The following is a 25,443-nucleotide window of genomic DNA, read 5'->3' as shown; positions in this document are numbered from 1 at the left end:
CGGGGGTAGCGAGTTGGAAGTGTCTTCGTTGGAACCTCAAATGGCGTCGAAACCAGGCTCAGTCGATGATCTGAATGCCGCGGCTCTGGTCGCGGGTCTGCGCACCTACTTTCGCAGTGGCATGTCTGCCGAACTGGGCTGGCGGCGACAACAGTTGCGGCAGCTGCGGAGCATGCTTTCCGAAAACGAGTCCCGCTTCCTGCAGGCATTGCAGCGTGATCTGCACAAGGCGCCGCAGGAAGGTTTCATGACCGAAGTCTCCGCGCTGTACGGTGACATCGATCACGCCCTCAAGCACCTGAAGCAATGGGCCCGGCCACGGCGTGCAGCCACTCCCATTGTCGCCCAGCCCGCGAAGAGCTACGTGCTGCCGGAACCTCTCGGGGTAGTGTTGATCATCGGCGCCTGGAATTACCCCCTGCAACTGTTACTGTCGCCACTGGTGCCGGCGATCGCCGCCGGCAACTGCGCGGTACTGAAACCCTCGGAGCTAGCGCCAGCAACTTCCGGCTTGGTCGCGGAGCTGCTGCCGCGCTACCTGGATCGCGATGCGTTTGCCTGTGTCGAGGGCGCAGTTCCGGAAACCACTGCGCTGCTCGAACAGCGCTGGGATCATATCCTGTATACCGGTGGCGGCCGGGTGGGCAAGATCGTCATGGCTGCCGCCGCCAAGCACCTGACCCCGGTGACCCTGGAACTGGGCGGGAAGAGTCCCTGTATTGTCGCCGATGACGCCGATCTTGAGGTAGCCGCACGGCGTATCGCCTGGGGCAAGTTCACCAACGCGGGCCAGACCTGTATCGCGCCGGATTACCTGCTGTGCACCAGGGCCACCGCAGACCGCCTGCTGCCGGCGATCGAAAAAGCCACCGTAGCGATGTTCGGCGCAGATGCGCGCCAGTCACCGGATTATGGCCGCATCATAAACAGCGGCCACGCGGAACGGCTGGCAAATCTCCTTGACGATGGCGAGCTAGTATTCGGCGGGCAGGTGGATGTCGACGGCTGTTTTGTAGCGCCGACCCTGCTGCGCAATGTCAGTGCCGAAGCGGCGGTCATGCAGGAAGAGATTTTCGGACCGGTGCTACCGGTAGTGGAACTCGACGACTTCAGCGAGGCCGAGGAATTCGTCAACAGCCGAGAGAAACCGCTGGCTCTGTACGTCTTCACGAAGGATGACGCCACCGCCGATCGCATTCTCTCCCGTTGCAGTTCCGGCAACGCCTGCGTCAACGACTGCATGATGTTCATGACTGCGCACGAGCTGCCTTTTGGCGGCGTCGGTGCGAGTGGCATGGGCGCCTATCATGGGGAGCATGGCTTCCGCACTTTCAGTCACTTCAAGGCGGTGATGAAGCGCAGTAATTTCCTCGACCTGGATTTGCGTTACGCGCCGTTCAATGCCAGAAAGTTTAAACTGCTGCGATTATTGCGCTGAATTCGCTGCCGTTGCAGGCACTTCGGTGCGGTGTCTGGCCGTCTGCTCGCCAAATTTGCCTGGGAGCGCTACTTTTTAGTGCCCGGACTTGCTGCAGACGGCGTCCCCCGGCTCTAAACACCAACCAGTTTCCTTAACCTCAATACTTATGACAACGGACCAGAATGACCTGCCCACCAGCGCCGATGTATTTACCGCCGCACAAAATATTGCCGGCCGGATTCACCACACCCCCTTGATCAGCAGTCGGCAGCTGGATGAATTCAGTGGCGCGAACCTCTGGTTCAAATGTGAACACCTGCAGAAAGTGGGTGCTTTCAAGGCGCGCGGCGCCAGCAATGCGCTCGCACAGCTGCCACCAGATACGCAGATGGTGGCCACTCACTCCTCCGGCAATCACGGCGCTGCGCTGGCCTGGGCGGCGGCGGAGCGTGGGCTCGCCTGCACGGTCGTGATGCCGGAGACGGCGCCATTAGCCAAGCGTGCGGCTGTCGCCGGATATGGTGCCGAGATTGTGATCTGCGGTCCCACCCAGGCCGATCGGGAGTCAGCGCTGCAGAAAGTGGTGGAGCAGAGTGGAGCCCACGTCGTGCCACCGTTCGACGATCGCCGTATCATCGCCGGGCAGGGCACAGTGGCACTCGAAATAGTGCAGCAGTGCCGGGAGCAGGGATTTATGCCGGATGTTGTGGTGGCACCGGTCGGCGGCGGCGGCCTGCTCGCCGGCATCGGCCTTGCCATCGCCGCCCTGGCACCGGAAGTCATCGTGATCGGTGCCGAACCGGCGGGCGCCGACGACGCCCAGCGCTCCCTGCGTGGCGGTGTGCATATCACCACGCCGCAGGCGCCGGAAACCATCGCCGATGGCCTGCGCACGACACTCGGGCGCCGCAACTACGCCGTGATACGGCGGACAGTGCGCGATATAGTGACAGTCAGCGAGCATGGTATCGTGGAAGCCATGCGCCTGCTGTGGACGCGTACCAAGCAGTTAGTGGAGCCGTCCGCCGCAGTCGGGCTGGCCGCTGTGCTGGAACACCGGGCGCGTTTTCGCAATAAGAATGTCGCCGTGGTGTTGACCGGCGGCAATATGGACCTGATCAGGATTGCCGACCTGTTCGCCGATGGAGAGGAGAGTCAATGAATACTGCAACACTGAGTCATAAGATGCACAGCAACGGCAAGCGGTCGGTTGCTAAACTGGTGGCTGCCACTACGTTAACGGTGATCTCCGCCATGTCCTCCGCTGCCGAATTCACGCTCACTTCGAAGACCCTGCAAGCCGGCGAGCGCATGCCTCAGGCGCATGTGTACCACGGTTGCGGAGGTGAAAATATTTCCCCGCAACTCAGTTGGAGTGGCGCACCGGAAGGCACCAAGAGCTTTGCGGTCATGGTGCATGACCCGGATGCACCCACCGGCAGTGGCTGGTGGCACTGGGTGGTATTCAATATCCCCGCCGATGTCACCAGCCTGCCCGAAGGTGCCGGCGATCCCAAGAATGGGCTGATCCCGGAAGCGGTTCAGGCTCGCAACGACTACGGTGCACCCGGCTACGGTGGCGCCTGCCCGCCGCAGGGGCACGGCGACCACCGCTATCAGTTCCGGGTCTACGCCCTGAAAGTGGAGGAACTGCCGCTGGATGAGAACGCCTCCGCGGCGAAAGTGGGCTTCAATGTGAATGCCAACAAACTGGCTGAAGCGGAGCTGGAGGTGACCTGGGGGCATTGACACCGCTCGCGGAGTAACCGCAGGCGCAATACCCCTTGCGCAACATCGGGGTGTCGCTGACTAACATAGGGACGTAATAAAGCAGCATGCAGCAGAAACTTACTTGGGGGCAGGCGCTGCGGGTCTACCTGAAGCCCCGTGTACTCGCCATGTTCTTTCTCGGCTTTTCCGCCGGACTGCCGCTGTTGCTGGTCTTCTCCACGCTCACTGCCTGGTTGCGCGATTACGGCGTCAGCCGAACCGCGATCGGCTTTTTTGCCTGGGTGGGTATCACCTTTTCCATCAAGGTGCTCTGGGCACCGGTCATTGATTACCTGCGTCTGCCATTCGTGACCAAGTGGCTTGGCAAACGGCGCAGCTGGATGCTGTTATCCCAGTTGGGAATCTCCCTGGGCCTGGTCGGTATGGCCAGCCTGAACCCGCAACTGGCCCTCACTCAGGTGGCGCTGCTGGCGGTCTGGGTGGCCTTCTGCTCCGCCTCCCAGGACGTGGTGATCGACGCCTACCGAATCGAATCGGTGGACAAGGAACTGCAGGGGGCCATGGCCGCCAATTACGTGTTCGGCTACCGGGTGGCGCTGTTGGTGGCCGGTGCCGGTGCCCTCTACATCGCCGAGCTGGCCAGCTGGTCCACCTCCTATACGACAATGGCCATCCTGATGGGCGTGGGCATCATTACTACGCTGTTGGTGGCCGAACCGGACCACAGTCTGATCAAGGATAGGGCCGAGCCGTTCCAGCACGAGTGGGTCGATCGCATGTTGGGCAGCGGCGAACACAGCCCGCTGAAGGAATGGTTCGTGCGCGCGGTGGCCTGTCCATTTATCGAGTTCTTCCAGCGCAACGGCCGCTTTGCCATCGTACTGCTGCTGTTTATCGGCATTTTCCGCTTGAGCGATATCGCCATGGGGGTGATGGCCAATCCCTTCTACCTGGACCTCGGCTTCAGCAAGACGGATATCGCCGAAATTGGCAAGGTGTTCGGATTCTTCTGCACCATCATCGGTTCCTTTCTCGGCGGCCTGCTGGTCGTGCGATACGGCATCATGCGCCCGCTGATCCTCGGCGCCGCGATGGTCGCAGCCACAAACTTGCTGTTCGCGCACCTGGCACAGGTTGGGCCGGACAGGTTCTGGCTGGCGGTGGTGATCAGTGCGGACAATATCAGCGGCGGTATCTCCAACGCGGTGTTTATCGCCTACCTGTCAAGCCTGACTAACCAGGCTTACACGGCCACTCAATATGCGCTGTTCAGTTCGCTGATGACTTTGCCGGGCAAATTTATCAGCGGTTTTTCCGGTATCGTGGTGGATGCCGAGGGTTATGCGCAGTTCTTCATTTATGTGGCGATACTCGGCACGCCGGCGGTGGCGCTGGCAATATTCCTGTGGTGGCGCGATAGCCGCAGGGCCGAGTCTGAACCGGCCTAGGGCCTGTTGGCACTAAATTCGATGGCCGCGACGGAGGCCGTTTTTTCGCAAGGCAAGGCGTAGCGAGCGCCGTGTGGCTCGCCACATAAGCGAACTGCAACGCAGCATTGCGGAAAAACGGCCCCGTCCCTTCGGGTTGCGCCCCAAAACGGGCCATGCCGCGTTGCTCATCGCTCATTTAGCCTGCTAAACCACGCTCCTCGCGCCTTGCCTGGCCCGTTTTGGGGCGGCAACGCGGCTATCGAATTTAGTGTCAACAGGCCCTAGGGCCGCCAGCGGTACTTGCGCATGTCCACGCGGCCGCGCAGGAAAGCGACACCCTCTTTTTCCAGTTTCTCCCTTTGGCGCTGTGCGCCCGGCTCGGGCAGGGAAATGCGTCCCTGGGCGTTGATCACCCGGTGCCAGGGCAGTTTGGTATCCCGCGGCAGCTTGCGCAGTGTCTGGCCAGCGAGCCGCGCCGCGCGCGGATAGCCGGCCATTTCCGCCAGGTCGCCATAGGTGATGACCCGGCCCCGCGGCACCGCTGCGAGCACGCTATAGATCCTGGCTCGGGCATCGCTCCGTGTCGCGCAATCTTCATCCGAACGATGTGAAGTCAAGGTCGCCCCCCGGGGAAACTTTCAAGTCTCGATTTGTATTCGGCCGCGATGCAATGTCCGGGCTAGATGTGGCATCATTACCGTCTGTTTGTACGTTGTTCTCCACAGACAAATCCGCTGTTAAATAATCCCTGATAATTCCAAGGTTTTTCCTGTGTTTCCTGCTGTCCGACGTCTGTCGTCTATCTTGCTGTTTTTTCTTGCCGTTGTCTCGCTGCATGCCACAGCCGGCGTGCTGACGCTGAGCAACGGCGACCGAGTTCACGGTGAACTGGTGGTCGTCGAGAGAGAGCATGTGGTGTGGAAATCCGAGACGTTTGGCGAGATCAAGATCGAGAAGTCAAAGATCGTGTCCATGGACGTGGATGTCGACCTGAAGATCGCCGGTCGCGAGGGCCCCTGTGCCCTGGCCGGGCATCGCCGCGAGCAGTGGGAACTCTACTGCGACGAGGGCGCCGGCTGGGTGATGGACTTCCCGGCCATCGACCGCGCTGAACCCTATATCAACTTCGTCGGCGATCCGGTGGCGTTCCACGGCAACGTCAATGCTGGCGGTGTCTTTGAGCACGGCAACCGCGAGCGCGAAGATCTGGATGTCAATGTCAACCTGGATGTGCGCCACGGTGATTTCCACCACCTGATCAACGCGCTCTATCAGAGCCAGAGCAATCAAGAGGTAGAGGGGCTGGAGAAGTACCTGCTGGCCTACAATCTGCGCTGGATCTTCGCCGAAAAGTGGTTTGCCGCGGCCAACAGCGAACTGCAGCGGGAAGAGGCGCGTAATCTGGACCTCGGCACTACCCTGGGTCTCGGCCTCGGTTACCTGTTTTATGACACCGAGAAGACGGCTTTCTCCCTGCAGGGTGGTATCAGTAGCCTGCAGGAAGATTTTATCGATTCCGCCCTGAGCGAAGACCAGGACGACCGCTACGCGGCCGGACGACTGGCGCTGAACTACCGCTACAAGTTCGCGCTGGGGCCGGAAATCTACTTTGACCAGGAAACCCTGCAGTCCCTCGACCGCAGCGAGGACTACCAGGCGAATGCCAAACTGGGCCTGCGCACACCGCTGGTGGAGGGTCTGCTGATGGAAGTCGCCTATCACTGGCTGTACGACAACACGCCCTCACTGGATCTGGAAAAAGAGGATACCAAGGTGACGGTCGGGGTCGGCTATCAGTGGTAACCGCTTAGACCCCGCGCCTGCAGCATAGGGCCGGGTAGGTACGAAAATAACGAAATCGAAGATGAGGAATCCGACATGCAAATCGCCGACAGCATCGTAGCCATCACCGGCGCAGGTCAGGGGCTGGGCCGCGCCATGGCCGAATACCTGGCCAAGCACGGCGCGCGCCTGGCACTGATCGACGTCAACGAGGAAGGCCTGCAGCAGAGCGTCGAAGCCTGCAAGCAACACGGGGCCGAAGCGCGCAGCTACGTGATCAACGTGGCCAAGGAAGATGAAGTGGACAACGGCTTCGCACAGATCGCCAAGGATTTCGGTGGGCTGCAGGTATTGGTGAACAACGCCGGTATCATGCGCGACGGCCTGCTGCTGAAGTGCAAAGACGGCAAGGTCACCGACCGCATGTCCCTGTCCCAGTGGCAGTCGGTAATCGACGTCAACCTGACCGGCGTATTCCTCTGTGGCCGCGCCGCGGCGGGCATCATGGCGGAAAGTGGTCAGGGCGGCGTGATCGTGAATATCTCCAGCCTGTCCCGAGCCGGCAACATGGGCCAGACGAACTACTCCGCGAGCAAGGCCGGCGTCGCCGCCATGACCGTGACCTGGGCGCGGGAGCTGGCCCGCTACGGTGTGCGTGTGGCCGCCATTGCCCCCGGGTTTATCGGCACCGACATGGTCGCGCAGATGCGTCCGGAAATCCTCGACAGTCTGGTCAAGCAGGTGCCGCTGCGCCGCCTGGGTGAGCAGGACGAAATCGCCTCCACCGTGGCATTCATCCTCGAAAACGATTTTGTCTCCGGCCGCGTGATGGATATCGACGGCGGGGCGCGCATCTGACGTCACTGCGACGGACAAGAGAAAGATAAAGGGCGAACTCCGGGTTCGCCCTTTTTTATTTCACGGCAGCCTCAGGAAACCCGCTCCACTCCGCCAGGCAACCTGTCGGAAAACATCCACTGCCACAGCTGAATATGCCGCGCGCGGAAGGCACCAGCGCAGGACAGTAGGTAGTAGCGCCACATGCGGTAGAAACGCTGGCCGTAGCGGTCGGCGAAGCGCTCCCAGTTCTGTTCGAAGTTTTCATGCCAGGCCATCAGCGTCTTGTCGTAATCGCTGCCGAAGTTGTGCAGGTCCTCACAGGTCAGTAGCCGGTCCGCGGCATCACCGATCTGGCCGGCGGCGGGCAGGTCGCCGTTGGGGAAAATGTACTTGTCGATCCAGGGATCGATGTTGGAGCGGCGCTGGTTCTTGCCGATGGTGTGCAGCAGTAACAGGCCGCTTTTCTCCAGGCAGCGCTTGGCCACCTGCATAAACGTGCGGTGGTTCTTGCGGCCGACATGTTCGAACATGCCGACACTGGCGATACGATCGAAGGGCTGATCCAGGCAGCGGTAATCCTGCAGGTGCACGGTGATCGGCAGGTCCGCGTAGTGTTCGGCGATATAGGCATGCTGCTCGCGGGAAACCGTTACCCCGACGCACTCCACACCGTACTTCTGCGCCGCGTAGCTCACCAGGCTGCCCCAGCCGCAGCCGATATCCAGCAGCCGCATGCCGGGCTGCAGGTCCAGCTTGCGGCAGATCAGGTCCAGCTTCGCGGTCTGTGCCTCCTCCAGCGTTTCAGCCTGCCGCCAGTAGCCGCAGCTGTAGGTCAGGCGGCTGTCGAGCATGGCTTGGTAGAAGTCGTTGCCGAGGTCGTAGTGGCGTTCACCGACCTCAAAGGCGCGGCGGCGGCTCTGCAAGTTGATCAGGTAACTGCGCAGAATGCGCCATACATTGCGCCACGGCTTGATGTGGCGGGGCAGGTCGGCTCTGAGGATACGGTAGAAAAACTGGTCCAGTGCCGGTACATCCCAGTCGCCGCGCATATAGCTCTCGCCGAGGCCGAGACTGTGGCGGGCGATGATTTCATCCAGCGCCTCTTCGCGATGCAGGCGCATATCCCAGGGCCTGTCGCCATTAATGCGGATATCCGCCGCTGCCAGAATGTCGTCCACCAGGTGGCGACTGCGGCCAATGCTAGGTACCTCCATGGTCTCCTGCTGCTCGCTTGCCATCAAAGCCTCCGTTGCTTGCGGCGCGCCGAGTTGAATGCGGCGCCTTGAAGTATTTGCCACCATCCCTCATTTACTACAGCATATCGAAAATACCCGGATTCGCCCGATTCACCAAGCGAATGACTGCAAAAGGACCCCCTCCATGCGCCCACTGCTTCTGATGTTTATCGTCGTGCCCATACTCGAGATGTGGCTATTGATCACCGTGGGCCGGGAAATTGGCGCTTTGCCGACAATCGGCCTGGTGCTGCTGACCGCAGTAGTGGGGCTGGCGCTGTTGCGCCGCCAGGGGCTCTCCACCGTGATGCGCGCCCAGCAGAAAATGCAGGCCGGTGAGCTGCCGGCACGGGAAATGGTGGAAGGTATCTTCCTGGCCGTGGGTGGCGCACTGCTGCTGACCCCCGGTTTCTTTACCGATGCCCTCGGCTTTGCCTGCCTGATCCCGGGGCTGCGCCAGCTGTTACTGGGGCGAATCCTGAAGCATGTGGTGGTGATCCGCCCGGGCTTCGACGTACACGGTGCGCCACACCGGCAGCAGCGCCGCGGCGATCGCGATGTGATCGAGGGTGACTATTCCCGAGAAAACCGTCACTCCGACCGCAAAGACAAGAATGATCCCGATCGGCTTGACTGATTTTTGATCACTTGCCCCTGTTTCACTTCAAATTCACAGATTTTTTATCTGCCGCTGTTGAAATCCACTTGTGCGCCCATAGATAGGGTGCACGCCTGAATTTTGCCCCGGTTCTGCCGGTCAGAGCGGGGCGTTAGGTCACCGGCCGCAGAGGCCGGAGCCTGTTGAAAAAACCTTAAGAAACGACTCAATGGAGAACTTATCCATGAAAATTCGTCCTTTACACGACCGCGTCGTAGTGCGCCGTAAGGAAGAAGAAGCTATGTCAGCCGGCGGTATCGTGCTGCCGGGCGCTGCCAAAGAAAAGCCGAACCAGGGTGAAGTGGTAGCCGTGGGTGAGGGCAAGCTGCTGGACAACGGCGACGTTCGCGCCCTGTCTGTGAAAGTAGGCGACACCGTAGTGTTCGGTCGCTACGCGGACAGCAACACCCTCAAGGTGGACGGCGAAGAGCTGATCATCATGAGCGAAGGCGACATCTACGGCGTGCTGGAAGGCTAAGCTTCCGGGCTGCACGCCCCGCTATTACTTCACTCGCAGACAGAATTTGAGGAACAAGAATCATGGCAGCTAAAGAAGTGAAATTCGGTGACGACGCTCGTCAGAAAATGCTGAAAGGCGTAAACATCCTGGCCGACGCCGTTAAGACCACCCTGGGCCCGAAAGGCCGCAACGTGGTACTGGACAAGGCCTTCGGCGCTCCCACCGTGACCAAAGACGGTGTGTCCGTAGCCAAGGAAATCGAACTGAAAGACAAGTTCGAGAACATGGGCGCGCAGATGGTGAAGGAAGTGGCTTCCAAGGCCTCCGACACCGCCGGTGACGGCACCACCACCGCAACCGTACTGGCCCAGGCCATCGTGACCGAAGGCCTGAAATCCGTAGCGGCGGGCTTCAACCCGATGGACCTGAAGCGCGGTATCGACAAAGCCGTGACCGCAGCCGTTGATCACCTCGCCAGCCTGGCTACCCCCTGCACCGACAGCAAGTCCATTGCCCAGGTAGGCACCATCTCCGCCAACAGCGACGAGAGCGTCGGCACCATCATCGCCGAAGCCATGGAGAAAGTTGGTAAAGAAGGCGTAATCACCGTTGAGGAAGGTTCCGGCCTCGAGAACGAGCTGGACGTGGTAGAAGGTATGCAGTTCGACCGCGGCTACCTGTCTCCGTACTTCATCACTAACCAGGAGAACATGACCGCTGAGCTGGAGAGCCCCTTCATCCTGCTGGTGGACAAGAAGATCTCCAACATCCGCGATCTGCTGCCGCTGCTGGAGCAGGTAGCCAAGGCCTCCAAGCCGCTGCTGATCATCGCCGAAGACGTGGAAGGCGAAGCGCTGGCCACCCTGGTTGTGAACAGCATGCGCGGCATCGTGAAAGTGGCTGCCGTTAAGGCGCCGGGCTTCGGCGACCGTCGCAAGGCCATGCTGCAGGATATCGCCATCCTGACCGGCGGCACCGTGATCTCTGAAGAAGTTGGCCTGGAGCTGGAAGGCACCACCTTGGAGCACCTGGGTACCGCCAAGCGCGTAACCCTGTCCAAGGAAAACACCGTGATCGTAGACGGCGCCGGCGATGTGAAAGACATCGAAGGCCGCGTCAGCCAGATCCGTGCCCAGATCGAAGAATCCTCTTCCGACTATGACAAAGAGAAGCTGCAGGAGCGCGTAGCCAAGCTGGCCGGCGGTGTTGCAGTGATCAAGGTTGGCGCCGCCACCGAAGTCGAGATGAAAGAGAAGAAAGCCCGCGTTGAAGACGCCCTGCACGCAACCCGCGCAGCAGTGGAAGAGGGTGTGGTACCTGGCGGTGGCACCGCACTGGTTCGCGCCACTCAGGTTATCTCCGTAACCGGCGACAACGAAGACCAGAACCACGGCATCGCCGCCGCGCTGCGCGCCATGGAAATGCCGCTGCGCCAGATCGTCGACAACGCCGGCGAAGAAGCCTCCGTTGTGGTCGACAAGGTGAAGCAGGGCGAAGGTAACTATGGCTACAACGCCGCTACCGGTGAGTATGGCGACATGCTGGAAATGGGTATCCTCGACCCGGCCAAGGTAACCCGCACTGCACTGCAGGCTGCGGCTTCCATCGCCGGCCTGATGATCACCACCGAAGCCATGGTTTCCGAGATCCCGGAAGAGAAGCCGGCTATGCCTGACATGGGTGGCATGGGCGGTATGGGCGGCATGGGCGGCATGATGTAAGCCGGCTTTCCCAGCCTATCCAAGAAAAGCCCCGCATCTGCGGGGCTTTTTCGTTTCTGCTGTATTTAGCCAGCAGACACTCCTGCGCCGGCTTTGAACCCATTCAGATTGCGAGCTGGTACCCTGCCGCCGGTGCCCTGATCTCGGCATTCACGTGAGACAGCCGATCCACCGGGCTCTGCACACCCCTATCCCCACGGTTCACCACATGGGTATAAATCTCCGTCGTGCTGATGTCGGAGTGGCCCAGTAGCTCCTGAATCGTCCTGAGGTCGTACCCCGCCTCCAACAGATGTGTGGCAAAGCTGTGGCGAAAGGCATGGGCGCGAGCCGGTTTATGGATTCCCGCGGCCCTCACCGCCCGGCGTATCTGCTTCGCGAGCGCGGATGGATGTAAGTGGTGCCGGCGTACAACGCCTGTGCGGGGGCAGGGCCCGAGTCTGGATGCCGGGAAAAGGAATTGCCATGCGGTCTCTCGCGAGGCGCTCGGGTATTTGAGGGCCAGCGCATCCGGGAGGTAAACCTCCCCAAAGCCCTCCGCTACATCCTGGGAGTGCAGTATCTCTACGCGCTCAATCTGCCGCCTGAGGTCTGCGACCAGCGCCTGGGGCAACATGGTTGTCCTGTCCTTGTTCCCCTTGCCGGCTCGAACGAAAATGTTGTTGCTCGCGAAATCGATGTCCTTCACTCGTAAAGAAAGCAATTTCGCCGAGCGCAGGCCGGCTCCATACAACAGCTGCACCCGCAGCCGCCCGGCACCGCTCAGGTGGGACAGGATAGAAGCGATTTCGGCGCGGCTATAAACCACGGGCAGCCGCCGCGGGCGCTTAGCCTGAGTAAAAGCCAATCCATCCAATGACAATTCCAGAAAACGGACATAGAGATAGACCAGTGCATTGAGCACAATTCTCTGGGTCCCCACCGAGCAATCCCGATCCTCCGAAAGGTGGGTAAGAAAGTGTTCTACCTCCGGGATACCCATGTCACTTGGGTGCCGTTTCCGATGAAAAAGAATGAAGCGCCTGATCCAGTGTATATAGGTGCGCTCAGTGGTATACGCCAGCCCGGATTCACGCATATGCAGACGCAGCCTGTCTAAAAATCGTACGGGTCTCACAGACACCCTTTGCCTGATGTCATCCATAACAACACTCGCAGGACTGTTTTTATATACAGTAGTTAGTCAGGCAGCTTCCGTCAATGCCGAGAACAGAAGCCTATGGCTTGTGTTTTCGGGATCGGATAGGCTAAATAACTGATTTTAAAGGGGCGGGCATTAGCGAATAGGGACATAGAGTCGCTGAAAAAAGGAGCCCATGGCTTCTTTTTCTGGTCAAGTTTTGTTGCAGGAATATATCAAGCTATTGATTTTAAAAGGAATTGTTTCCCAAAGGTTAGAAAGAGAACTTGGAAACAATAGCCCCCGGAAACAAAAGCCCAAGGCTCGTGAACAAAACTGTTAAGCACTCATAAAAATAATGACCATCGAAAACCTCATACTGTCGACAATTTTCATCGCTCCTTTAGCTTTCGTATGTTTGACTAAAGTTCTTTGGCGCTGGAGCGGGCGCGGAGCATACAATCTTGGAGTTAATGCCTTAGCTTCCTATGGAATATATTCAATAGCGAGCGTCCTATCATTTACACACGTGCCATTTGACCGTTATATGATCATCCACTGTGCCCCTAACGAAGACACAGTTCTCCCGTGTAGTCTGTGGCTGTACAAGCTAAATGAGTTGCTAGTCGATCATCTATTTAGTGGCCTTATGGCGGTAGCAGTTCTAGCGAATGTGATTTATCTGTACTTTTGGGGTGGGCGTGTCGCGCTTAACAAGTCAAAGCAAGCCGACGCGCCAAGGCGCGCGTCTGTTTGAGGCGTTAGGAGAAGTATGAAAAATTACCAGCGTAGAGTCATAGGTATTTTGACTCTTGGAGGAAGTTTCACTGGTGTTGTTCTAAGTGCAGAGCAGCTGATGAGTGTTAGTGGGGTGATGCCCGTTTTGATTTACGTCGCTTTCACAGCCCTATATGCATGGGGGGTATGGTTGGGGATAGCTGTACTTGAGAACCTGTCCAAGTTTGAGCGAGGTCTGTCTAAATTTTGGTGTCTCCAAATACCGGCATTTTGGAGTCCAATATTCGGATATTTCTTTACTAGTGGATTTCATCTTACGGTTTTTATAAATTTAAGTGGCCTAAGCGTTACCGGTAATTTTCAAGCTGGTAGTGTGTTTAAATTCTCGCTATTGCAATCTGGTCAGCCTTGGCAGGTTGGGGTAAATATATTTGCTGTTGGTGTGGTTCTATTTCTGTCTAAAAGTATTCGCAGTTCAGAAAAAGGCTATGCTCCTAGTTCTGCGGCGTAATCTCCTAACAAGGCCAGGCAGCATCGCCCACTGCGTGGGCTGGACAGCTTACACTCCGCACCTTTTGCGTTCGCTTCGCTCATTTTTACACAAAAGGTGCTCCATGCAAGCTGCCGCTGCTGGCGGCGTTATGCATCAATATGAATATTGAAGAAATTGCGAGATCGTGGATTGAGATGTGGGAGTTTGAATCCGGTGACCCGCGTAGAGATCAATATGAATGGGTCGAGGATATTGAGTATGAGTTCGTCTACGAAAAGCCTAATGAGGCTTTGGATCTGATTTTGACAATCATGAATTTCAGTCAGAGCAATGCGATAAAAGAAGTTCTGGCAGCAGGTCCGTTGGAGCAAGTTCTTGCCCAGCATGGGCCGAAAATTATTGAGCGAGTAGAGCGGCTAGCTCAAGAAGATGAGAAATTTGCCGGTCTCCTTGGTGGGGTTTGGAAAAATTCAATGGCAAGCGACGTGTGGGTTCGCGTGCAAAATGTCTGGGATCGGAGTGGCTGGGACGGCAATGCATAACAATCACAGGCAGTATGCTATGGCCCTTTGGGCCTCCGCGGGACGTCTTACGTTGTGTGCGTATTGCGCGGGTCGCTTCGCTCCCATTATCGCGCAATACGCACACAACGTAAGCCGCCCCTGCTGTGGGCGTTATACGGCAGCTGAAACGACTGTGCAATCCCAAAAAAATTACAATTGAGGCTAATATGGAATTTTGGTTATTAGTAGGAGGGGCGGTAATTTTGCACTACGTCATCAAAGCAATGGCAGCGTCCTCGAAACAGCAAACGCATAAGAATAGTAGATCAAGTTCCGAAAATGAAATCCGTGTAACGACAAGTAGACGGGTTGTTGCGAACAGTAATCGTGATGATGACGACGATCTGGCTACCTTCAGTATTTCCTATGGCTATGAAGAGGAAAAAAGCAAAAACAAAACGCCGGGGAAATGGATAAAATCCGGTGAATCTATCTCCATAAAGGGACAAACATTTACTGGCGGTAATTTTTATTTTGGCGGAAGGCTCAGTTCGTTAGATGGGTATGGAACGGAAGCCTCATTAGTTGATGATTCGCTAAAAATTGAAAACAAACCATCAAGTTATGAAGATGAAAGTTTAGGATATTGGCCTAAATTTATCTCGCTCACCCCTAAAGGGCGTGGTGCTTTCCTAAGCTGGCTATCGAGTAATAGAAGTGATCCAGAGACACCTTTAGGTTATGTGTTTATTTATTTCTATGGCATTGAAAGGCGCATTACTGTTGATTCAATTAAGCAGGCGGTGGATGACTCAGAATTTAAATCGTTGTTTGACGAAATACTGCGCTTAAAAGGCATTTACGGCAGTAGTCGATCTTTCTCAAATTATGCTACACGTCTTTTAGAAATCATGTGTCTATTACGGCCTCACGTAGTATCACATCCGGAACTTGAAAAAACACCTCAAAGAGATTCACTGCTATTTAAACATCGCCTTGCCACAACGGTAAATGAAGAAAAGCCCGTTTCTGCTGAACTGGCGTTGGCATGGATTAGGTTTTATCCGGATTATAATCTGAAGAAACCGGCACGGCGTTGTGGCTATGAATTCAGCCAGATGTTTACACGCCTCTATAGCAAAAAATACGGGGACGGCATTATCGTCAAACCCAATAAAACACGATTAAAGATTGAATATCATCCCGCTAGTTCTTCCTTGCGAGGAATATCATTTCCTCAACAGGATCTTCCCGATCCAAGCAACTTGAAAGGCCCTGTAAATAAACTAATTGCCATTGCAGACGAATGTACTACTGAATTAGATGCGTATAGCCGCTATCTTGCTAAACCCGATACGTCCCGCACCGATATTGAAGCCGTATTATTGCTGCCGGACGATCTTAGTGATGTGGGCGCTACATTAGGATTAGGAAAGTTTAAAAAATGGGCAGATGATGCCATTTCAACGAAAAATGGTCTGGTAAGTGTCGAGGAATTCTGGACATATACCAAATCGCCTTTACCTGCCAAGATCAATAAAAAGGAAGCTGAATTAATTCAGAATCTTGCACAAAAAGCCGGTTATGGCATAGCACCCGATACACGTTACCACCATGCCAAGACAAGCGCAGATGGAAAACTGGTTCTATTTCCTGAAGGACATGGTAAATACTTTGAACCCTCCAAAGCATTTAGTGAAATGGGGATGGCACTGCGTCTAGCCGCTATGGTCGCCACCATTGATTCACATGTCGATCAGTCGGAATTGCATTTATTAACTCAGCTCATTGACCACGATACTAATTTATCTCCTACCGAGAAACGATCATTACATGCCTATCTGGTGTGGAGACTTAATACACCTTCAAACGTCACGGGCTTAAAAGCCAGATTGGAATTACTTGGTAAAACAGAAAAAGCTGCTGTCAGTCGCATATTGGTCGGTGTTGCGATGGCCGATGGAAAAATTGACCCGGATGAAATCAAACAGCTTGAAAAACTCTATAGCTTGCTAGGTCTGGATAAAGCTCTAGTAACTGGCGACATTCACGGAATGTCATCCAGCAAAGCGGGAATGCGACCTGCCAGCCCTCAATCAGAAACTATGTCACTCGCTTCCTCGTCATTCCAGCTCGACGAAAGCATTCTTGCAATACATGAATCGGAAACCAAAGATGTACAAAGCATGTTGGGCGCAATATTCGTGGAAGATGAACCCGTAGATGAATCCGATGACTCAGCCACAGATAGCACTGTTGTAGAGGAAGAATCCGGAATTGATAAATCGCATTATGCGTTGTTTGAAAGCCTTATACGAAAAGATAAATGGACTCGTGAAGAGGTGGAGGCATTGTGCCGTGATTCGGATCTGATGGTTAGTGGAGCATTGGAAACTATTAATGACTGGTCATTTGATAAAGTGGATGCTGCTGTACTTGAAGAGGATGGAGACGCAATTTATGTCGATCAGGAAATCGTAGAAGAGATAGAAGGTTAAACTTATGGAAAAACGTATCCGATTAAAAGAACGTGACGCAATCATTCAATCACTGAAATCTGGAGTAACTCCCAAAATTGGGATTCAGCATATTCAGGTAGGACGAAGCAATGAAGTCAAAGCGTTATATAAGGACATTGAAAGAATCTCTCAAGGCGGCGCAGCATTCAGGCTTATCATTGGTGATTATGGCTCAGGGAAAACATTTTTTCTGAGTGTGGTACGCTCCATTGCTCTTGAAAAGAAACTGGTTACGGTCAATGCGGATCTTTCACCGGATCGACGTGTCCACGCTTCTTCAGGACAGGCACGGAATCTTTATTCCGAGCTTATGAGGAATCTGGCAACCCGTAATAAACCGGATGGAAATGCATTAGCCAGTGTTGTAGAACGATTTGTAACTCAGGCCCGTAAAGAAGCAGCTGAAAAAAATACTGATGTTTCAACAGTAATTCATCAAAAATTAGCATCCTTGTCAGAATTGGTTGGCGGATATGATTTTGCAAAAGTTATTGATGCCTACTGGAATGGTCATGAGCAGGATAATGAAGAATTAAAATCAAATGCCATTCGCTGGTTACGTGCTGAATACACTACTAAGACAGATGCAAGAAGAGATCTTGATGTAAGAACGATTATTTCGGATAACTCGTTTTATGATGCGTTAAAACTTATGAGCCTATTTGTACGTCAGGCTGGCTATGAAGGCTTACTCGTCAATCTGGATGAGATGGTCAATCTATATAAGTTAAGCAGCACACAAGCACGTACATCCAACTATGAGCAGATTCTCCGGATACTTAACGACTGCCTTCAGGGTTCAGCTGAATATCTTGGGTTTTTACTGGGCGGAACGCCGGAGTTTTTATTAGATCCCCGCAGAGGATTATATAGCTATGAAGCATTGCAATCCCGATTAGCTGAAAATAGCTTTGCGCAACGTGCGGGGGTTATTGATTATTCCTCACCTGCACTACATCTAGCGAGCTTAACACCGGAGGAACTTTATATTCTCCTGAAGAATCTTCGTCATGTCTTTGCCGAAGGTGATACATCTAAATATCTAGTACCTGATGATGCTCTCAAAGCTTTTTTACACCATTGTAGCCAGACTATCGGTGATGCCTATTTCCGCACACCGAGAAATACCATCAAAGCATTTTTGGATATGCTGGCAGTCTTGGAACAAAATCCTTCTATGCAATGGTCACAGTTAGTTCAATCCATTGCGATTAAGGATGATCGTCCAAGTGATACAGATGAAATTATGGTGGATGAAGAGACAGGCGAAATTTTGAATAGTGATGGACTAGCTGATTTCAAATTATGATAGAGGGATATCAGCGCCTTGATAAGCGTGTACAAAAATGGTTATTTAATCAGGGATGGCCTGATTTAAGGGAAATACAAAAACGGGCAATTGCACCGATTCTGTCAGGTGATAGAGATGTGCTAATTAGTGCATCAACGGCAGCAGGTAAAACAGAAGCTTTTTTTCTACCCGCATGTAGCGCAATTAACGACGATGAAAACGGCTTTGGTATTCTCTATATCAGTCCTTTGAAAGCATTGATAAACGATCAGTACCGCAGGCTAGAAAGCTTAAGTGAAATGCTGGATATGCAGGTTACACCTTGGCATGGTGATAGCCCTCAATCCAAAAAGAAAAAAGCCAGAAACAATCCTTCAGGTATTCTGTTAATCACTCCTGAATCCTTGGAATCCCTCTTAGTCAGAGAGCCAGGATGGATAAAACAATCCTTCACCTCACTCAAATATATTGTCATTGATGAATTTCATGCGTTTATCGGAACAGAGCGAGGACAGCAATTACTGTCTCTGCTTACCCGTCTTGAACACATAACTGGCCGAATCTCTAATCCTATTCCACGGGTTGCGCTAAGTGCGACACTCGGAGAGCTTGAGAAAGTACCGCTTTCTCTTAGACCAAATAAAAGCCTGCCTTGCGAAACCATTACCAGTAGCCAGCACCAAAGCACTATTAAGGTTCAGGTTAAAGGATATTTAGAACCGGTAGACATCATGGCGGATGAAGCACGTACTTCCGCTGAACAGCAGATTTGTCAGGAAATATTTAGGCTCTGTAGAGGTGACTCACATCTGGTATTTGCAAATAGCCGCAGCCGGACAGAAAGCATCGCTGCACAGCTAAGTGATTTATGCGAACAACACGTTGTACCCAATGAGTTTTACCCTCATCACGGTTCATTAGCTAAAGAACTTCGGGAAGATTTAGAATCCAGATTGCAGAAAGAAACCCTACCTACCACAGCTATTTGTACCATGACCTTAGAGCTAGGTATCGACATCGGGAAAGTGAGTTCTGTCATTCAGGTTACTGCTCCACACTCAGTATCAAGTTTACGTCAGCGGTTAGGCAGGTCTGGCAGAAGGAATTCCCCTTCCATATTGCGTATGTTAATCGCAGAAAATGAACTGAATGATAAATCCAATATTGTGGATGGTCTTCGATTGGAGTTGGTTCAATCACTAGCGATGATTCGATTACTCATTGTAGAGAACTGGTTTGAACCGGCAGATACAGAACAAATGCATCTTTCTACTTTTTTACACCAGATTCTTGCGGTAATTGCGCAATGGGGAAGCATCAGGGCTGACCAGCTTTATTCTTTATTATGTGAGCAAGGATCATTCAAAGAAATATCGATTCAGCATTTTAAACAATTGTTGTCCCATATGGGGACAGTCCAATTAATACAACAACTCAATAGCGGTGAGTTGGTTGTGGGAATTGAGGGAGAACGTCTTACCAATTCCTATACTTTCTATGCTGTTTTTAAAACACCGGAAGAATTCCGTATTGTTGCCGGAAGCAAAACGCTCGGAACACTGCCTGTCGATTCCCTAATTCTTAAAGATCAGCACATTATATTTGGTGGTCGTAGATGGAAGGTCACGGATATTGATGATGAAAAGAAAGTCATCTATGTCACTTCTACAAAGGGTGGTAAACCTCCAAAATTTAACGGCAGTGGCATGTCGATTCATGACAGGGTTCGAAAAGAGATGCTAAGTATCTACCGCAATGGTGACTATCGCATTGAGGTTGGAAATCAGAAAATAGATTTTGTAGATAATCTCGGAAGACGGCTTTTTCAAGAGGGTGCATATCTTTTTAAAGAGGCTGACCTTGAAAAACAACCTGTCTATCAAAGCGGTAAGCATAGTTATATTTTCTCATGGATGGGCGACAAAGTTGTTAACACGCTTACCATTTTACTAATTAGAAGTGGTTATGTATGCAGTAATTTCGCTGGTGTTATTGAAGTACAAAATTCTAATGCAGATGATATAAAGAACTGTTTAATCGACATGGCAAATGATGTGCTACCAGATGAAATCGAGCTTGCTGAAACACTTTCGATACAGCAAAAGCTTGTTGAAAAATATGATGAGTATCTGCCTGAAGATTTGTTAACCGAAGGGTATGGGAGAAAAGCTTTTAATTCTGCGGCTGCCAAACAGTGGATATTAGGAAACCTTGCTTGAGATGTCTATCCTAATGCCGTATAACAAGTTGCTGCACCCGGATAAATTACTCGCTGCACTCCTAATTTACCGGTGAGCAAAGCGTTATGCACCATGAGAAGCAGAATGAAAATTATCTCCTTATTCCTAATATTATTTTTCCCCGCTGTCTGCTTTGGGGCTGATGAGCTTTCTTATTTAGTGACTCTGGATGCTAAGGCGTCAGATTATAGAAAAATGTCCATTGAGTGCGTTACCGATGCAAAATTGACAAAAAAGGCACTCGATGAAATTGAGACTTGTAAGGTACTTTACAATTTCACAACGGAAGAATTCTCAGCACTCAAAGAAAGCCTGATAAAGGCTGAAGAAAATGCAAAAATTGAAGCGGAATCTAACGGACTAGAGAGTCCAGTTCTCAGAGAAAAGCTGGTTTTGATCATGTCTGCGAAAACTCATATGCAGATGGCTGGTGCAATTTTAAGTAAAATACACTGAAAATACATAACAAGGCGAGGCGTTTCGTTCCGGCCCTGCGGGCCTCCACCGGACAGCTTACTTTGTGCACTTTATGCGCAGGTCGCTTCGTTCCCATTGTTGCGCATAAAGCGCTCAAAGTAAGCTGCCGCTGCTCGCGGCGTTATGTTTCAAGAGGACTCCGTGGAAAATAAGGAAATTTATGATGGATTACGTTTGATCGCCCAAACGTATATTTCCGATGAAAAGAAGGACGAAATCCTCATCGGTCTAGATCAATGTGAAAAAGAAGGAAGGTTTCCGCCAGGAAAATGGGTCCTTGCTAGCGTAGATTCTCACTCCAATGGTGTTGGATTAAAGCGGGAACATAAAGAACTATGGAGCGATATTTGCTACCACTGCGTGTAAAACAAAACAACCACAGGCAGTTTGCGCCGGCCCTTCGTGCCTCTGCGGGCGTTAAGCACATGCCCAAGAATATAGTGATTTTAGCGGTGGCGGTCCTTCTTACTTTGTCGGCTGTGTTATTTACACAAATACAAAGTAGTGAGAAGGTTGTTGAGAATGTTTCTTCTCATGAAATTAGTGTCAAGATGGGCACTGAGGAAGCTAAATCAGACTTCGATCAAGGCTTCATAGTATTCAAAGGCCGTATTGAGAATAATCAGCTCTATCTATATGGCTTAGGTCGCAAGGATGCGCTCGAATTTCTACGCTCTCTGGAAGGTGGCTCTGTAAAAATCGGGTATGTTACAGATCCTCTAGGGTGTAAATATTTAGGGTTGAGTTTGGATCCATCTACGTGCTCTGAGAATGTACATTTTGCAGAGGCATATAACAAACGAGCATTGGAGTTTATTAGGTAGTCATGCTTAACAAGCTAATGAACTTCGCGCGCGAAAGGTGCGCGCCGGACAGCCTACGCTACGCTTCGGCCGCCGGTTATTAGGGCGTTATATGTATGAATCAGAACGGAGTAACAGATGAAATCTATTACGACATCGCTTATGTTTGTTGGAAAACAAGCAGGAAAAGCTGAGGAAGCCATCAGGTTTTATACCTCCATATTCCCCAATTCAAAGATCACGGATATCCAGCGCTACAAAGCTGGTGAGCATGAACCAGAAGGTTCCACCAAGATGGCTAGGTTCTCGATTAATGGCGCTGAGTTTTTGGCTCTTGATAGTCACCTCGACCATAAGTTTAGCTTCACACCCTCCATGTCATTGTATGTTGAGTGCGAATCGGCGAGTGAAATTGAGAAAGTTTTTCGGGTGTTAGCGGAAGATGGATCGGAGCTAATGCCTTTAGATAACTACGGGTTTAGCCAAAAATTTGGGTGGTTAAATGATAGGTATGGCGTATCCTGGCAACTTAATCTTTCGAACTAAACTGGCAGTCGGGTCTACACATAACCAAGCGCAGCACTATGGAGCCTCCGCCTGTCGGACGCCCGCAAGCTCGCACCGCTGTCCGCGGCGTTAGGCATACGGACTTATCATGCAAAATACACTGTCACTATCCCAATATGTAAAAAGAAGAAACGGTGTCCCGATAGGCGCGAATCGTTCTATGAGGAATATGCTGTCTCGTTCTTTGGGTGCCAGGTCTTTTCCAGAATTTTGGTACTATTGGAATCCAATTTGGGCCTATTATTTATCGCGTAACGTAATGAGACCACTTTGCTCCTTCGTGCCGGTATGGCTAGCTGTTTTTATCACGTTTTTGGTAAGTGGTGCGCTCCACGATTTAGCTGTTTCTCTCGTTAAGTGGAAGACCGTTTTGTTTTTCACGCCCTGGTTTGGCTTGATGGGTGCACTAGTAATAGCATCAAAAAAATATAGTATTTCTTATGGCGATTTTTCTTGGCTTGTTCGCGTCGCAATAAATCTATTCATTATTTGCGTTACGCTAGGTTTAACGTACTTCGTGGAGGATATGTATGCCTAACAAGGGGCTAAAGTCGCACCCGCTGGCGCGGATGCTGGCGCGGATGCTGGGACGCAAACTTTGGGTCGCTTCCGGTTATAGCCCCATGTCTGCGCTCCTTAGCCTGGCGTTAAGTGTCAATGTTCATAAAATTTGAGGAAGCAGAAGAGCGGGCCCGTGATTTTCTCGGCCCAAGTGCTGGACTGAGTTGCTGCGGAATAAATGCCTGTCCTGACTTCGAAGTCCGGCCATATGCAGGAGAATACTACGTTTTCCAGTATGATTTCGCAGGGGAGTACAGGATCGGTAGTGACCGGTATATCGGGATTTCCAATGAAGATGACCGCAGCGCTGTTCTGATTGCCTTTGGAGAGTAGGTTTACACTTAACAAGTGTCTGCAGCCGACTCCATGAGCTTTGCTTTGTTCTTGTGATTTTCGCTGCGCTCACATTTCCACACGAAGACTCAGCGCCGCTATGTCGCGCCGAGCCGGGCGCTATGCAGTTTAAAGTCAGGGAAGCATGAAAGAAGAAATTACAGGATTTTTGCTGTAACTCATTGTGACAGCTAGTCTCTTTATGTTTTTTGCATTAAAAAAGCACAAGAGCTGGGCCGTACTAATAATTCTTATTTTTGAAATATGCATAGCATCTTTCGCGTTAGCAGTTACTATTTAAAACGATCCGTAAAGTTCGTTGAGGTCTTGGCTTACTTGTCTTAGCTTGTGGTAGGCGCGTAATTCATGCATAACAATCACAGGCAGAATGCTCCGGGACTGCGGGCCTCCGCGTGAAAGCTTACCTTTTTTGCACTGGCGCTACGCTCCCATTTTTGAGAAAAACGCACACAAGATAATCTGCCCGTGTTGTTGGCGTTATGTAAGAACAATAAAAGGCTCATATTATGGTGATCACTCTAAAAAATATATTGGCAATTGCATTCATCAGCGTGATAGCAGGATATTCAAATGCCCAGCCGGGGGGCAGAAGCAGCTGGAGTGGTTTTGCTGAAACTGGGCAAGCATCATATTATGCGGATAAGCTGCAGAATAGGCTGACAGCCAGTGGAGCAATTTATAAGCACGAGCTTCATACAGCGGCGCATAAAAAGTTACCGTTTGGCTCAATGGTAAAAGTAACAAACATAAAGAATGGCAAAAGTGTCGTTGTGAAGATCAATGATCGTGGACCATTTGTCAAAGGTCGCATAATTGATCTCTCAAAAGCTGCGTTCAGTAGTATTGGTAGTACGTCATTGGGTTTAATCAACGTAAAAATTGAAGTGCTAAGGTAGCACATAACAAGTCGTTCAAGCCGACGGCGCTACAAGTTGCAGCTTAACTCCGGCGTCAGGCGTCAATAGGGAGGTTATGGCTGCATTCAATATCTTGTCAAAGCAATGCCGAGTATGCCGATAACCTACTGTAGAGAGGTCTTGCAATACAATATCTTTCAGCCAGCCTAGCATCATTGCAAGAAATGCGGGCCACAATTTATGACCGCGCATACAGCAGACGTTTAGAGTTGGGAACCGCCGAAGGCCGAGCCGATCGACATGTAAAAATTGTAATCAACAGGGCTGGAAAAATGTGTTTACCAGTTTCCGCTGTGGGTGTTATGTTTGCAGGATTTCTGGCTTAGAGAGCTATAAGCAATGAGTGCTGCTTGGTTGTCGATTGGCTTCGTAACCGCAATTGTCATCGGGATTACCTTCCATAAGCGTGGGCTTGAAGCAAGTCGAAAAGGCTATCCGTATTTACTCTTTACGTTTCCACTCTATTATTGGCTATTCGCTAGTTCGGCATTGGATGGAAAGGCACTTCTAAATGAAGTCGCCGCCTCGATACCATTTTTTATTATCGCTTGGCTTGCGCTCAAAAGCCGCAGGCGATTACGTTGGTTTTTGGTTGGTGTGGGTATGGTCATCCATGGAATCTATGATGTTTACCATGATCTAATGTTTATAAATACAGGTTCTCCCGATTGGTGGCCGGAATTCTGTGGCATTATTGATGTTGTTCTGGGAGGGTATTTATTGGCGCTTGCAGCAGGCTTCAAGCCAGAAAAAGAGCATCAAATTACAACAGGCTAGTGGCAGTTAGCAGGTTGCTTCTGCCGGGCGCTCTTCGCCGGCGGGATGGCTTGCACTGCTTTTTTTTAGTCTTGGTTGCCGTTGGCATTATGCATATTGAATGCGCAAAGGAGGATTTTCCGTGCCTGTCAGGAAATGGATGTTCCAATATCTAATGATGTTACTGACATTGTCTGCCCTGTTCTCAGGTGTTCAATATTTAAAAGGCAGAGGGTTGGAGTACGCTTTGGAGTTTGGCGTATTATGGGCGTTTATAAGTTCAACCATCTTCCTTGTTGTACGTATAAGAAATTACAAGAATCGCGTTGCTTGTCAGTTGTGCAATGACCTTTCGGAGCAGTAGATCGTGTATCGCGAGTTCATTTACAACAAAGCCGAGTAATTCGCTACGGGCCTACGGTCTTCCGCGAGGGCTCGCATGTGTGACTTTTACGCGGTGGCTACGTTCTCGCTTTCGCGTAAAAAGCGCGCTAAGTAAGTCGCGCCTATTGGAGGTGTTAAATTACTTCCATTTTATGATAGACCTTCATCCCTATGATAACGCTGAAATTTGATATATTCGGTCGCTTTGTTATTGAAATCAGAAGGGAGTCAGGCGGCTGGGAAGCTTTTTACCTGGGCGATGGAAAGCGGCGAGCGGTCCGGGATCTGGTGATTCCACCAGAGGTGGAGTCGGACGAGCTGTTGGTCTATCTGGACGATTTTTATCACGAGCTGGCACGACCTGACGAACAGGTTCGTGAGATCAAGGACCACTGAACACTGATTCAGTCTCCCGGGAATATTTTTACCGTTACTTTTTATCC

The 25,443-nt window shown here is 52.0% G+C and carries 24 protein-coding genes; 21 read left to right on the top strand and 3 right to left on the bottom strand.

What is annotated here, in order from left to right; genetic code table 11:
- Positions 1–40 precede the first annotated feature (40 nt).
- The 4 genes from BLW36_RS12615 to BLW36_RS12600 all read left to right on the top strand — a co-directional run bounded on the left by BLW36_RS12615 (position 41) and on the right by BLW36_RS12600 (position 4,599).
- The gene (locus tag BLW36_RS12615; RefSeq protein WP_170833206.1) at positions 41–1,438 is read left to right on the top strand and encodes an aldehyde dehydrogenase family protein; all 1,398 of its coding nucleotides are present in this window, start codon (positions 41–43) and stop codon (positions 1,436–1,438) included.
- A 148-nt stretch (positions 1,439–1,586) separates the two neighbouring features.
- Positions 1,587–2,582 (top strand): threonine ammonia-lyase, encoded by a 996-nt coding sequence (locus BLW36_RS12610; RefSeq protein ID WP_091389068.1) that lies wholly within the window; start codon positions 1,587–1,589, stop codon positions 2,580–2,582.
- Entirely contained in the window at positions 2,579–3,169 is a 591-nt protein-coding gene (locus BLW36_RS12605; RefSeq protein WP_280140357.1) for a YbhB/YbcL family Raf kinase inhibitor-like protein, read from the top strand. The genes BLW36_RS12610 and BLW36_RS12605 overlap by 4 nt, the downstream gene beginning before the upstream one ends.
- Positions 3,170–3,255: 86 nt before the next feature.
- Entirely contained in the window at positions 3,256–4,599 is a 1,344-nt protein-coding gene (locus BLW36_RS12600) for an AmpG family muropeptide MFS transporter (RefSeq protein ID WP_091389065.1), read from the top strand.
- A 263-nt stretch (positions 4,600–4,862) separates the two neighbouring features.
- On the opposite strand, the gene BLW36_RS12595 is transcribed toward BLW36_RS12600, so the two are convergent.
- Positions 4,863–5,198: an MGMT family protein gene (locus BLW36_RS12595; RefSeq protein WP_091389062.1), complete on the bottom strand. Its 336-nt coding sequence runs from the start codon at positions 5,196–5,198 to the stop codon at positions 4,863–4,865.
- 154 nt (positions 5,199–5,352) lie between these two features.
- Here BLW36_RS12595 and BLW36_RS12590 point away from each other — a divergent pair, with 154 nt between their 5' ends.
- Both BLW36_RS12590 and BLW36_RS12585 read left to right on the top strand, forming a co-directional pair.
- Positions 5,353–6,384 carry a DUF481 domain-containing protein gene (locus BLW36_RS12590; RefSeq protein WP_091389059.1) on the top strand — a complete coding sequence of 344 codons (1,032 nt, stop codon included), beginning with the start codon at positions 5,353–5,355 and terminating at the stop codon, positions 6,382–6,384.
- A gap of 75 nt (positions 6,385–6,459) precedes the next feature.
- Positions 6,460–7,221: an SDR family oxidoreductase gene (locus BLW36_RS12585; protein ID WP_091389056.1), complete on the top strand. Its 762-nt coding sequence runs from the start codon at positions 6,460–6,462 to the stop codon at positions 7,219–7,221.
- A 71-nt stretch (positions 7,222–7,292) separates the two neighbouring features.
- Here BLW36_RS12585 and cfa read toward each other — a convergent pair whose 3' ends face one another.
- The gene (cfa, locus tag BLW36_RS12580; protein WP_091389054.1) at positions 7,293–8,441 is read right to left on the bottom strand and encodes a cyclopropane fatty acyl phospholipid synthase; all 1,149 of its coding nucleotides are present in this window, start codon (positions 8,439–8,441) and stop codon (positions 7,293–7,295) included.
- 142 nt (positions 8,442–8,583) lie between these two features.
- Between cfa and BLW36_RS12575 the strand changes: the two genes are divergently transcribed.
- The 3 genes from BLW36_RS12575 to groL all read left to right on the top strand — a co-directional run bounded on the left by BLW36_RS12575 (position 8,584) and on the right by groL (position 11,277).
- Positions 8,584–9,075, top strand: a complete 492-nt coding sequence (locus BLW36_RS12575; RefSeq protein ID WP_091389050.1) for an FxsA family protein — start codon at positions 8,584–8,586, stop codon at positions 9,073–9,075.
- Between the two features lie 205 nt (positions 9,076–9,280).
- Positions 9,281–9,574: a co-chaperone GroES gene (locus BLW36_RS12570; RefSeq protein ID WP_091389047.1), complete on the top strand. Its 294-nt coding sequence runs from the start codon at positions 9,281–9,283 to the stop codon at positions 9,572–9,574.
- A gap of 62 nt (positions 9,575–9,636) precedes the next feature.
- On the top strand, positions 9,637–11,277 hold the full coding sequence (groL, locus tag BLW36_RS12565) for a chaperonin GroEL (protein WP_091389044.1): 1,641 nt from the start codon (positions 9,637–9,639) through the stop codon (positions 11,275–11,277).
- Between the two features lie 103 nt (positions 11,278–11,380).
- Here the strand turns inward: groL and BLW36_RS12560 are convergent, their stop codons facing one another.
- Complete coding sequence (locus BLW36_RS12560; RefSeq protein ID WP_091389042.1) at positions 11,381–12,421, bottom strand: integron integrase; 1,041 nt, start codon at positions 12,419–12,421, stop codon at positions 11,381–11,383.
- 748 nt (positions 12,422–13,169) lie between these two features.
- Between BLW36_RS12560 and BLW36_RS17205 the strand changes: the two genes are divergently transcribed.
- The 12 genes from BLW36_RS17205 to BLW36_RS12500 all read left to right on the top strand — a co-directional run bounded on the left by BLW36_RS17205 (position 13,170) and on the right by BLW36_RS12500 (position 25,396).
- Positions 13,170–13,646, top strand: a complete 477-nt coding sequence (locus BLW36_RS17205) for a hypothetical protein (RefSeq protein WP_139304889.1) — start codon at positions 13,170–13,172, stop codon at positions 13,644–13,646.
- A gap of 140 nt (positions 13,647–13,786) precedes the next feature.
- Positions 13,787–14,170, top strand: coding sequence for a DUF6869 domain-containing protein (locus BLW36_RS12555; protein ID WP_091389038.1), 384 nt, complete (start codon positions 13,787–13,789; stop codon positions 14,168–14,170).
- A gap of 188 nt (positions 14,171–14,358) precedes the next feature.
- Entirely contained in the window at positions 14,359–16,629 is a 2,271-nt protein-coding gene (locus BLW36_RS12550) for a tellurite resistance TerB family protein (RefSeq protein ID WP_091389035.1), read from the top strand.
- 4 nt (positions 16,630–16,633) lie between these two features.
- Entirely contained in the window at positions 16,634–17,959 is a 1,326-nt protein-coding gene (locus BLW36_RS12545) for an ATP-binding protein (protein ID WP_091389031.1), read from the top strand.
- Positions 17,956–20,160, top strand: coding sequence for a DEAD/DEAH box helicase (locus BLW36_RS12540; protein WP_091389028.1), 2,205 nt, complete (start codon positions 17,956–17,958; stop codon positions 20,158–20,160). Before BLW36_RS12545 ends, BLW36_RS12540 begins: the two co-directional genes overlap by 4 nt.
- Before the next feature lie 105 nt (positions 20,161–20,265).
- Positions 20,266–20,637 (top strand): hypothetical protein, encoded by a 372-nt coding sequence (locus BLW36_RS12535; protein ID WP_091389024.1) that lies wholly within the window; start codon positions 20,266–20,268, stop codon positions 20,635–20,637.
- Between the two features lie 162 nt (positions 20,638–20,799).
- Positions 20,800–21,024 (top strand): hypothetical protein, encoded by a 225-nt coding sequence (locus tag BLW36_RS17200; RefSeq protein WP_139304888.1) that lies wholly within the window; start codon positions 20,800–20,802, stop codon positions 21,022–21,024.
- The gene (locus BLW36_RS12530; RefSeq protein WP_139304887.1) at positions 21,006–21,482 is read left to right on the top strand and encodes a hypothetical protein; all 477 of its coding nucleotides are present in this window, start codon (positions 21,006–21,008) and stop codon (positions 21,480–21,482) included. The genes BLW36_RS17200 and BLW36_RS12530 overlap by 19 nt, the downstream gene beginning before the upstream one ends.
- Positions 21,483–21,599: 117 nt before the next feature.
- Positions 21,600–22,007: a VOC family protein gene (locus BLW36_RS12525; RefSeq protein ID WP_091389019.1), complete on the top strand. Its 408-nt coding sequence runs from the start codon at positions 21,600–21,602 to the stop codon at positions 22,005–22,007.
- A gap of 1,442 nt (positions 22,008–23,449) precedes the next feature.
- Positions 23,450–23,839: a septal ring lytic transglycosylase RlpA family protein gene (locus BLW36_RS12515; protein ID WP_091389014.1), complete on the top strand. Its 390-nt coding sequence runs from the start codon at positions 23,450–23,452 to the stop codon at positions 23,837–23,839.
- A gap of 360 nt (positions 23,840–24,199) precedes the next feature.
- Entirely contained in the window at positions 24,200–24,637 is a 438-nt protein-coding gene (locus BLW36_RS12510) for a hypothetical protein (protein ID WP_091389011.1), read from the top strand.
- A 534-nt stretch (positions 24,638–25,171) separates the two neighbouring features.
- Positions 25,172–25,396 carry a DUF7661 family protein gene (locus tag BLW36_RS12500; protein ID WP_091389005.1) on the top strand — a complete coding sequence of 75 codons (225 nt, stop codon included), beginning with the start codon at positions 25,172–25,174 and terminating at the stop codon, positions 25,394–25,396.
- The last annotated feature ends 47 nt before the right edge of the window (positions 25,397–25,443 follow it).

The organism is Microbulbifer marinus (genome assembly GCF_900107725.1).
GTDB classification, from domain to species: domain Bacteria; phylum Pseudomonadota; class Gammaproteobacteria; order Pseudomonadales; family Cellvibrionaceae; genus Microbulbifer; species Microbulbifer marinus.
This window is presented reverse-complemented; position numbering and strand designations above follow the sequence as displayed.